The organism is Corallococcus praedator, from assembly GCF_003612125.1.
Taxonomy (GTDB): domain Bacteria; phylum Myxococcota; class Myxococcia; order Myxococcales; family Myxococcaceae; genus Corallococcus; species Corallococcus praedator.
This window is the reverse complement of the sequence record NZ_RAWI01000355.1, coordinates 1-9,649: the sequence shown is the minus strand read 5'-3', so window position 1 is coordinate 9,649 and position 9,649 is coordinate 1. Positions and strand designations below refer to the sequence as shown.

General features: G+C 69.7%; 11 protein-coding genes. 6 read left to right on the top strand and 5 right to left on the bottom strand.

The annotated features are described in order from the left end of the window. Together D7Y13_RS32280 and D7Y13_RS32275 are read left to right on the top strand one after the other, a co-directional pair. On the top strand, positions 1-529 hold a 529-nt coding region (locus D7Y13_RS32280), incomplete at its 5' end, for a DUF2721 domain-containing protein (RefSeq protein ID WP_244222401.1). 132 nt (positions 530-661) lie between these two features. Continuing rightward, positions 662-1,177, top strand: coding sequence for a peptidylprolyl isomerase (locus D7Y13_RS32275; protein WP_120538366.1), 516 nt, complete (start codon positions 662-664; stop codon positions 1,175-1,177). Positions 1,178-1,253: 76 nt separating this feature from the next. Here the strand turns inward: D7Y13_RS32275 and D7Y13_RS32270 are convergent, their stop codons facing one another. Both D7Y13_RS32270 and D7Y13_RS32265 read right to left on the bottom strand, forming a co-directional pair. Next, positions 1,254-2,681 carry a carotenoid oxygenase family protein gene (locus D7Y13_RS32270; protein ID WP_120585688.1) on the bottom strand — a complete coding sequence of 476 codons (1,428 nt, stop codon included), beginning with the start codon at positions 2,679-2,681 and terminating at the stop codon, positions 1,254-1,256. A gap of 28 nt (positions 2,682-2,709) precedes the next feature. Further along, positions 2,710-3,159, bottom strand: coding sequence for a hypothetical protein (locus D7Y13_RS32265; protein WP_120585689.1), 450 nt, complete (start codon positions 3,157-3,159; stop codon positions 2,710-2,712). Between the two features lie 168 nt (positions 3,160-3,327). On the opposite strand from D7Y13_RS32265, the gene D7Y13_RS32260 reads away from it, so the two are divergent. Continuing rightward, positions 3,328-4,020, top strand: coding sequence for a hypothetical protein (locus D7Y13_RS32260; protein WP_120585690.1), 693 nt, complete (start codon positions 3,328-3,330; stop codon positions 4,018-4,020). A gap of 24 nt (positions 4,021-4,044) precedes the next feature. Here the strand turns inward: D7Y13_RS32260 and D7Y13_RS32255 are convergent, their stop codons facing one another. Both D7Y13_RS32255 and D7Y13_RS32250 read right to left on the bottom strand, forming a co-directional pair. Next, positions 4,045-4,881: a slipin family protein gene (locus D7Y13_RS32255; protein ID WP_120537767.1), complete on the bottom strand. Its 837-nt coding sequence runs from the start codon at positions 4,879-4,881 to the stop codon at positions 4,045-4,047. Further along, a complete protein-coding gene (locus D7Y13_RS32250) occupies positions 4,878-6,263 on the bottom strand; it encodes an NfeD family protein (protein WP_120585691.1) in 1,386 nt (461 codons plus the stop codon). The genes D7Y13_RS32255 and D7Y13_RS32250 overlap by 4 nt, the downstream gene beginning before the upstream one ends. Positions 6,264-6,496: 233 nt before the next feature. Here D7Y13_RS32250 and D7Y13_RS32245 point away from each other — a divergent pair, with 233 nt between their 5' ends. Continuing rightward, on the top strand, positions 6,497-6,712 hold the full coding sequence (locus tag D7Y13_RS32245; protein WP_120537769.1) for a hypothetical protein: 216 nt from the start codon (positions 6,497-6,499) through the stop codon (positions 6,710-6,712). Positions 6,713-6,723: 11 nt separating this feature from the next. After that, a complete protein-coding gene (locus tag D7Y13_RS32240; protein ID WP_120585692.1) occupies positions 6,724-8,322 on the top strand; it encodes an amidohydrolase in 1,599 nt (532 codons plus the stop codon). Between the two features lie 7 nt (positions 8,323-8,329). Here the strand turns inward: D7Y13_RS32240 and nhaR are convergent, their stop codons facing one another. Continuing rightward, complete coding sequence (gene nhaR, locus D7Y13_RS32235) at positions 8,330-9,229, bottom strand: transcriptional activator NhaR (protein WP_120537771.1); 900 nt, start codon at positions 9,227-9,229, stop codon at positions 8,330-8,332. A 123-nt stretch (positions 9,230-9,352) separates the two neighbouring features. Between nhaR and D7Y13_RS48815 the strand changes: the two genes are divergently transcribed. Beyond that, positions 9,353-9,649, top strand: a 297-nt coding sequence (locus D7Y13_RS48815) for a sigma factor (protein WP_279637146.1), incomplete at its 3' end; no start/stop codon positions are given.

The following is a 9,649-nucleotide window of genomic DNA, read 5'->3' as shown; positions in this document are numbered from 1 at the left end:
GGTGTATAAGAGACAGGGGGTGGGCCAGAAGGGGGGCATGAACGGCGTCACGGACGGCCTGGACTTCTCTTCCATCCAGCTCATCGGCACGGCGGTGACGCCCGCGGTGATGGTGTCGGGATGCGGCATCCTGGCGACGGGGTTGGACAACCAGATCTCACGCATCACCGCGCGCATCCGGGACATGGTCCGCGAATGGCGCACGCTGCCGGAGGGCCATGCGCGCCGGGCGCTCCTGCGCGAGGAGGTGTCCATCATGGACCGCCGCCACGCCATCCTCGCGCGTGCCATCGCCTTCACGTACGCGGCGCTCCTGTCCTTCGTGGCGACGTCGCTCTTGTACCTGCTGCGCCGCAGCGTCCAGGTTCCGGAGGCGCTGCCGGTGGTGGCCTTCTCCCTGGGCGTGGCGCTCTTGGGGACCACGGCGGTGCTCGCGCTCGCGTCGCTGCGCCTGAGCCGCCGGGCCATCACGCTGGAGCTCGGGGACCTCTTCCGCGAAGGCCCCCCGCCGGGCAGCCCGGGGGCCTGAGCGTGTCGGGATTTGTTCCGCAGCGCACGCGACGGTGCTAGCTCGTGCCTTCACGACGCTCGTGTCTGGTACGTCCCGGCACGAACGCCCTTTTCAGTCTCTGGCCCAACCCGCACCGTGGAGCACGTGAACATGGCAAACACCAAGGTCTTCTTCGACATGACGATCGGTGGAGCGCCCGCCGGCCGTATCGTGATGGAGCTGTTCTCCGACGACGTTCCCAAGACCGCGGAGAACTTCCGCGCCCTGTGCACGGGTGAGAAGGGCATTGGCCGCGCTGGCAAGCCGCTGCACTACAAGGGCTCGGCCTTCCACCGCGTCATCACCCAGTTCATGTGCCAGGGCGGCGACTTCACCGCGGGCAACGGCACGGGCGGCGAGTCCATCTACGGTGAGAAGTTCAACGACGAGAACTTCATCCACAAGCACACGGGCCCGGGCTTCCTGTCCATGGCGAACGCCGGCAAGAACACCAACGGCTCGCAGTTCTTCCTCACCACGGTCCCCACGCCGTGGCTCGACGGCAAGCACGTCGTCTTCGGCAAGGTCGTCGAGGGCATGGACGTGGTGAAGAAGATCGAAGGCGTGGGTTCGCAGTCCGGCCAGACGCGCCAGCCGGTGGTCATCGCGGACAGCGGCCAGCTGTAATCCGCTGACGGCTGTTCGACGTGAAGAGGTCCACCCGTGCGATGCGCGGGTGGACCTTCGTCGTTTGACGGGCCGCTCAGGCGGGGATGAACGCGCCGTGGAACGTGGGCGGCAGGGCGTGCTCGAAGTGGCAGCGCGCCACGGGCCCCGCGTCCAGCCGCTCCGCGTCCAGCACGGCCACGTGGGTGGTGTCCGTCTTCGTGTCGAAGACCTGGGTGAGCAGCCAGCCGTCGTCCTCGGCCTTCGAACCGGGGCGGGGCACGAAGACGGGCTCGGAGGGGTACTGGCCCGCTTCCAGCGCGGCCCGCGTCACGCGGCCGGTGTGCAGGTCCAGCCGCACCACCGTGTCGTAGAGGCCGCGCCGGGCCTCGCGGGTGGAGTGCGCGCCCAGGTAGGCCGTCTGGTACGGCCGGCACTCCACGCTGGGGGCGACGCGGGGGAACTCGCAGCTCAGGTCCATCAGCTGCTCGCTGCGGAATGTGCGGGCCTTCAGGTCGATGACCGCGCGGTGGAGCATGCCGTCGGCGTCGGTGGACGGGTTGCCGCGCACCAGGTCCCCCAGCCACGGGTTGGAGGCGAAGTCGGGGTAGCGCACGTAGTCCACCACCAGCGTGTCGCCGTCCTCGTAGGCGTTGGAGAAGTGCCAGTTGAAGAAGGAGTCGGCGGGGATGCGGATGGGGTGCGCCACGTCGTCGATGGGCACCACCAGCACCTCCGACGCCGCGCCCGGCCGGAAGGAGACGTTGCTCGCGAACGCGCCGATGCGCAGCAGCATCTTCAAGACGTCGATGCGCATCGCCGGCAGGAAGAAGATGAGGTAGCGGTCCGTGACCCGGTAGTCATGGACCATGGTCGCACCGGGCAGCGTCACGGACCCCATGTGCCGCGCCTTGCCGCCATCCGGCAGGGCGTACAGCTCCAGCGTGTTCACCCGGCCGTGGTGCTGGCCGAAGTTGTACGTCGTCGCGCGCGAGGCGACGCGGTGCGGGTGCGCGGAGAACGACTTGAGCACGACGCCGTCCAGGTTCGTCTCGCCCAGGCTGGTCAGGTCCTCCGTGGACAGCTCCACGGGGAGGTTCGGCTCGTGCAGCGCGTACAGCTTGCCGTTCCACGGCAGCAGCGCCGTGTTCGCGTTGTTCTTCTGGGGGTTGAGCAGCTTGTTGCGCAGCGGCGTGGGCATGGCGTAGCTGCCGAAGAGCTGCCGGCCCGCTTTCCGCTCCGCGACCATGGTGCGCGAGTCCACGAGCCGTGCCGCGCCCTGGACGCCGTCCGGCCCGAAGCGCACGCCCATCACGCCGCCGTCACCGTCGAACCAGTGCTGCAATGGCAGCCCGTGCACGTCGAACGTCCACGCGCCCAGACGGAACAGCGACCCGCGGAGCCCCTCCGGGATCCGTCCCTCCACCCGCAGGGGTTGGAAGCCATGCTGGCGGGAGATGTTGCGGAAGGCCCGACTCCAGGCCGGAAGGGGAGGGGCGGCCGGCTGCGATGTCGCGGTCGTCATGGTGGGTCCGGGGTGTGGGGACGGAAGGTCAGGGCGTGGGCTGCGCGATGGCTTGCTGTCCGCGCGCCTCGGCCGCGTCGCGGCGCAGCCCCATGAGCGTCCACATGGCGCCGCTGAAGTCGATGCAGCCGAAGAACGTGACGATGGGATTACACAGGCCCAGCGCCGTGCAGATGATGAGCACCAGCACGATGAAGGTGCGCCCCATCACCGCCCAGACGAAGAACTGGCGCATGTCCAGGATGGCCGCCTGATGGGACATGAACGACATGGACACCAGCAGCGCGCCCGCCAGCCGCATGAAGAACAGGTCCCCGTCCGCCGCCCCCGGTGAGATGCCCATCACCTTGAGGAACAGCCCGGGCACCAGCAGCAGCGTGAAGGCGAGCGGGATCGTGTAGTAGACCCAGACGTACATCGAACGTCCCGAGTGGCTCAGCGAAGACAGCTTGGGAAACACCTTCGGTGCGAAGAGCATGGAGACTCCGGCGGGCAGGCTTGGGGCGGTGCCCGGAGTGTAGTGGACATCCCAGACTCCGCGCATCAGGGGGCCCCCCGCACCCCTCCACGAAGCCGGAGCGGGCAGCAGGTAGAGTGCCGCCGGCTCCGGGCTTGCCTGCCTGCCATCCTGACGAAAGGAATTGTCGTGCTGCTCTTGAACACCGTTGTCGTCCTGGCCCTGGCCTCGGCTCCTCCCGCGAAGCCGGTGGCTCGCGCGGGCTGTGCCACCACCAACATCGAGACCGCGCTCCAGCACCTGGAGACTCATCTCAAGGCGAGCGCCGCCCAGCCGAAGGCGGAGGTCTCCGAAGAGGAGCTCGCGCGGCTCGTGGAGTCGGGGGAGTACGTGGAGTCCGTCGCGGAGGAGTTCATCGGCAAGGACTGGAAGGTTCGCGACGTGCCCAATGGCTTCGTGTCCACGGGGGACAAGAATCCCGACGGGACCTACGAAGCCGCCCTCTTCAAGAACCCGGAGGGCTACCACCTGGTGCTCGTGGGCGAGGGCGTGTCCGTGACCCATATCGAAGCCTTCCGATGTGACAAGGACGGCTTCAAGGCCGACAACGCGGCCCTCCGGATCTCAACCGCGCAGGCCCTCCAGCTCTACGCCGATGCAGGGCTCATCGCGCCCAAGGGCAAGAAGGGCCTGCAGGAGAAGACCCTCAAGGATTGGGGCGGCTCCATCCTGGAATTCCACCTGCCGCGCAAGGGCCGGTCCATCCGGGTTACCGCTGGCGTCGAGGAGCCGGCCAGCGTCTACGGAAAGGCCCTGGGCACCCTCGAATACGTCGACTCGAAGTTCGTGGTCCGCTCGCTCGCGAAGAAGCCGGCTCCCTGAAGGGGGGAGAAGTCCCAGGGGGCTTCAGGTCAGGCCCGCACCGGGCGACGAGTCTTCGTCCTCCTCGTCGCTGTCACGCCGTGAAGGCTCCGGACGCGGCGGCTGCGCGACCGCCGCGCCGAACGCGCGGATCAGCTCCAGGGGGATGGGCAGGATGGTGTGGTTGCCGCCGCCTGTAATCTCCACCAGCGTCTGGAGGTAGCGCAGCTGGAGGGTGGCGGGGTTGCGGCTGAGCACGTCCGCGGCCTGGGCGAGCTTCTCCGCGGCCTGGTGTTCGCCCTCGGCGGCGATGATCTTCGCGCGGCGCTCGCGTTCGGCTTCAGCCTGACGCGCGATGGCCCGCTGCATCTCCAGCGGCAGGTCGATGTGCTTCACCTCCACGTTGGACACCTTGACGCCCCACGGGTCGGTGCGCGCATCCAGCACCTGCTGGAGTTCATGGTTGATGCGCTCGCGCTGGGACAAGAGTTCGTCCAGCTCCACCTGGCCCAGGATGGCGCGCAGCGTGGTCTGCGCAATCTGACTGGTGGCGTAGAGATAGTCCTCCACCTGGAGCACGGCCTTGTCCGCCTGGATGACGCGGAAGTAGACGACGGCGTTGACCTTCACGCTGACGTTGTCCTTGGTGATGACGTCCTGTGGGGGCACGTCGCGCGCCACGGTGCGCAGGTCGATGATGACCATGCGTTCAATGAACGGGATGAGCCAGCGGAAGCCCGCGCGCTTGAGGCCCACGAAGCGGCCCAGCCGGAACACGACGCCGTTCTGGTACTCGGTGACGATGCGCACGCCGGAGGCGAAGAGGAGGAACAACAGGGCCAGGGGAATGAGGAAGCCCAGGGCGCCGAACAGTTCGTTCATGGCATCGCCTCCGCGACGGTGAGGGTGAGCCCCTCCACGGCGCGCACCACCACGTGGGCGCCCTCGTGGATGGGGGTGAAGGAGACGGCGCGCCAGCGCTCGCCGTGGACGAACACCTCACCGCCCGAAGGCGTGACGGGCCCCAACGCCGTGCCCGCCTCCCCGATGAGCCCCGCGTCACCGCCCAACTGCGGCAGCTTGCGCGTCTGGGCGCTGCGGTACGCGACGAAGGCCGCGGCCCCCGCGAGCATGAGGGCGGTGGGCAGCATCACGCCCCACGACAGTCGGAAGGACGGCTCCACGAACCAGTCCGGTTCGAAGCGATCCACCAGGAACACGCCACCCAGTATCAACAGGCCCACGCCCGAAGCGCCCAGCAGCCCGCTGGTGACGAAGAGCTCCGCGATGATGAGCCCCACGCCCACGAGCATCAGCACCAGCGCGCCGGAGCGCACCGGCAGCGTGGCCGACGCTACCATCGCGAGCACCAGCGCCACGACGCCCACGAGTCCCGGCGCCACCGCGCCCGGATGGGACAGCTCCACCACCAGCCCCAGCGCCGCGACGAGGAACAGCAGGTAGACGATGGACGGCTGTGCGAGCGCATGCACGACCCGCTGTGAAAGCCCCGGCTCCAGCGACACGACCTGGGCATCGCGCGTGGCGAGCGTCACGGTGTCACCGCTGGCGACCTCCACGCGGCGGCCCTCGACGGCGGAGAGGAACGCGGCCTCGGTGGGCGCGACGAACTCCACCACGCGCAGCTCCACGGCGCGGTCGGCGGGAACACTGGCGCTGTCGCGCACGGCGGCGGCGGCCCATTCGGGATTGCGGCCCCGCTGCCGGGCAATGCCTTCCGCGAAGGCGACGGTGTCGTTCTCAATCTTCCGCGCGAGCTGTTCGCCTCCGTCCTGTTCGACGTCCTCGCCCCGGGGGCCCACGGGATGCGCGGCACCGATGTTCGTCCCGGGCGCCATGGCACTCACGTTGGAGGCGAGCGCGATGAAGACGCCCGCGCTGCCGGCATGTGCCCCCGAAGGCCCCACCCACACGAGCACCGGGACGCGCGAGCCCAGGAAGGCACGCACGATGGTGCGGGTGGCCTCCAGGGAGCCGCCCGGGGTGTCCAGCCGCACGAGCAACGCGTGGGCGCCCTGGTCCTCCGCGCGCTTCACGCAGTCCGCGAGATAGGCGCCCGAACCGGCATCCACCACGCCCTCCAGCTCACACCGGGCGATGACGGACGAAGCCGCTGTCGCGGGGCCCGCTGAAGCGAAGAGGCCAGCGAAGAGGAAGAGCAGGGCGCAGGCCCAGAGCCCGTGACGGCGTCGGGCCTCCGCGAAACGCAGGGCTCCCGCTCCTCTGACGACGTTCTCCCGCATGCCGGGCGCATCCTTCCGGTGCGCACATCCCGAACGCACACCGACTTCGCCAACGGTGCGCATCCCCGCGAGGCGTGACAGGGCCCCGAGGTCGGGGGCCCGGGGAGCGGCCGGCCAGGGAGGGACTGGAAGCCTGTACGGGCATCCAATGGTGGACGTTGGAGGGGATGCGCGTTGCTGGAGGAGGACGCACCTCCCTAGGGTCGGCCTCTCGAACATCCTCAGGAGGTTTCATGCGCCGTGCCGTGCTGCTCATCGCTGCTCTGGGTCTGACCGCTGGAGCGGTGGCCTGCAAGACCACCCAGCCTCCCGGAACCGAGAACCAGGAGCCCCTCCAGGGTCCGGACACGGCCCGCGAGCCCAGCCAGAACGTGCCCAGTGAACCCGCGGGCCCCGCTGGTCCCATCAACGCGCCGGGCGTGGACGGTGGCGCCTCCGAAGCCGGGTAGTCTTCCTCCGCATGACGGTGGAGACGACGGTCTACAAGGCCGCGCGGGTGTGGACGTTGGATCCGGAGCGTCCCCTCGCGCAGGCGCTGGCGGTGCGTGAAGCGCGTCTGCTCGCGGTGGGGACACTCGATGAGGTCCGCGCCGCGGCGGGCCCGGATGCGCGCGAGGTGGACCTGGGCGCGGCCACGGTGGTGCCCGGCCTGGTGGACGCGCACGCGCACCTGCACGGGCTGGGCAAGAGCCTGACGACGGTGCGGCTGGAGCAGTCGGCCTCGGTGGAGGAGGTCCTCCAGCGGCTGGCGCGGGCCCCCGCCTCCAGCTTCCAGGGGGACTGGTTGCTCGGAAAAGGCTGGGACCAGACCGGGTGGCCCGGCGGCGAGTTCCCCGGCCGCGCGGAGCTGGACGAGCGCTTCCCCTGGGCGCCGGTGTTGCTCACGCGGGTGGACCACCACGCGGCCTGGGTGAACGGCGAAGCGCTGCGCCGCGCGGGCATCACCCGGAGCACGCCGGATCCGGAAGGAGGCCGCATCCTCAAGGACGCTCGGGGCGAGCCTACGGGCGTGCTGGTGGACAACGCGATGGACGCGGTGACCGCGGCCATGCCCGCCCCCACGCGCGAACAACTGGAGACGCGCCTGCGCGCGGCGCTGGAGCGCTGTGCCCGGGTCGGGCTCACGGGCGTGCACGACGCCGGCATGGACCTGGATGCCTTCCGCGCGTTGCAGGCGTGGGACCTGGAGGGGACGCTGCCCCTGCGCGTCTACGCGATGGCCGCGGGCCAGGGCGAGGAGCGCCACGGCTACCTGGAGCAGGGCCCCTGGCACGGTCGTCACCTTTCGATGCGCGCGGTGAAGTTCCTGGCGGACGGAGCGCTGGGCAGCCGGGGCGCGGCGCTGCATGACGACTACAGCGACGAGCCCGGCCAGCGCGGCCTGCTGCTCCTGTCGCCGGAGGAACTTGAAGCCCGCGCCCAGGCCTTCATGGGCCGGGGCTTCCAGGTGTGCATCCACGCCATCGGGGACCGCGCGAACACGCTGGTGGTGGACGTGCTGTTGCGAGGCGCGGAGCGGACGGGAACGCAGGCGCTGCGCCACCGCGTGGAACACGCGCAGATCCTGCGGCCGGAGGACATCCAGCGCCTGGGCGCCGCGGGGCTGGTGGCCAGCGTGCAGCCCACGCACGCCACCAGTGACATGCGCTGGGCACGGACGCGGCTGGGGAGCGAGCGGCTGAAGGGCGCCTATGCGTGGCGCTCGCTGAAGGACGCGGGCGCGCACCTGGCGCTGGGCAGTGACTTCCCCATCGAGAACCCGGACGTGCTCGCGGGGCTCTACGCGGCGCGCACGCGGCAGGACGCGAAGGGCTGGCCGGAGGGTGGCTGGTATCCGGAAGAGCGCCTGAGCGCGACCGAGTCCCTGGAGGGCTTCACCGTGGGGCCCGCGTGGGCGTCCTTCGAGGAGGTCCGGCGCGGAAGGCTGAAGCCGGGCATGGACGCGGACTTCGTCGCGCTGTCGGAGGACCCGGTGGAGGGGCCCGCGGCCGCGCTGGTGGAGGCGCGCGTGCTGGCCACGGTGGTGGCGGGCGCGGAGGTGTTCCGGGCGGAGGACTGACGCCGCGTCACCCGCCGAAGATGTGCGAACGCGCGGCCTCGGCGATGGCCACGACGGCGGGGTGGCGCAGGCGGCGCTCCACGGTGATGGCGTAGAAGCACTGCTCGATTTCGTCGGTGTGCCCGATGGCGGTGACGTTGAACTGCCGTTGCACCTCCGCGTCGATGATGGACGGCATGGCGAAGATGCCGTGGCCCTTCTGGCCGAAGGCCTGGAGCAGGGCGCTGTCGTCGAAGTCCCCGGCGATGAGGGGGCGGACGCCCCGGCGCTCGAACCACAAATCCAGCGAGCGGCGCACGGAGGACTCCTCCGACGGCAGCAGCATGGGCGCGCCGTCCAGGGAGCGCGGGAAGTCCTTGCGCAGGTGCGCGAGCGGCGCCGCCGCGAAGAACGTCACGCCGCACTTGCCCAGCAGGTGGTTGAAGGACCGGACGCTGACGGGCTCGGAGCCGGGGGCGTCCGCGAGCACCACGTCCAGCTCATGCAGCGCCAGCTGCGCGAGCAGTTGGGGCAGGGGGCTCTCGCGGCAGATGATGCGCAGCGAAGGCCCGGCATCCAGCGCGGGCTTGAGCAGCTGCTCGGCGACGAGCTTGGGGATGACGTCCAGCACGCCCACGTTGAGGCGCAGCTGCTGCCCCGTGGGTAACCCGGAGACGACGTTCTTCAGCTCGTTGCCCAGACGGAAGATTTCATCCGCGTAGCGCATGACGGTGCGGCCCACGTCGGAGAGGACGAGCTTGCGCCCCTTGCGCTCGAAGAGCTGGTGGCCCAGGGACTCCTCAAGGAGCTTGATCTGCGTGCTGATGGTCGGCTGGGCGAGGTGCAGCTCCTCGCTGGCCCTGGCGATGCTGCCGGCTCGCGCAACCGTCCAGAAATACAGGAGATGGTGGTAGTTGAGCCAGTTCATCACTTAGGAATAACCGAATGGATGCATCCAAACTAGCTCATTTTTTTATGAGTCGTGCCCGCTTATCTCTACGCCTGTCACCGCGCGATGGGTGTGCGGAGGACTGATTGGGGAGGTGCGTTCATGGAAGCCATCTACGAGGAGCGCGTGTCCACGGTTGAGGGTGTGGGGGACGGGGTGGATGCGGCGGAAGTGGAGATCCGGGTGCGGGGGCACCTGGAGCTGGTCCGGCGTCTGGCCTGGAAGTACCGGTGGACGGGCTTGTCGCTGGAAGAGCTGATGGCGGAAGGCAACGTGGGCCTGGTGGAGGCGGCGCGCCGGTTCGAGGAGCGGGGTGTGCCGTTCGGGGCGTACGCGCAGCAGTGGATCCGCGCGCGCATCCGGGCCTACGTGTCGCGCACCTGGAGTGTGGCGGGCGGG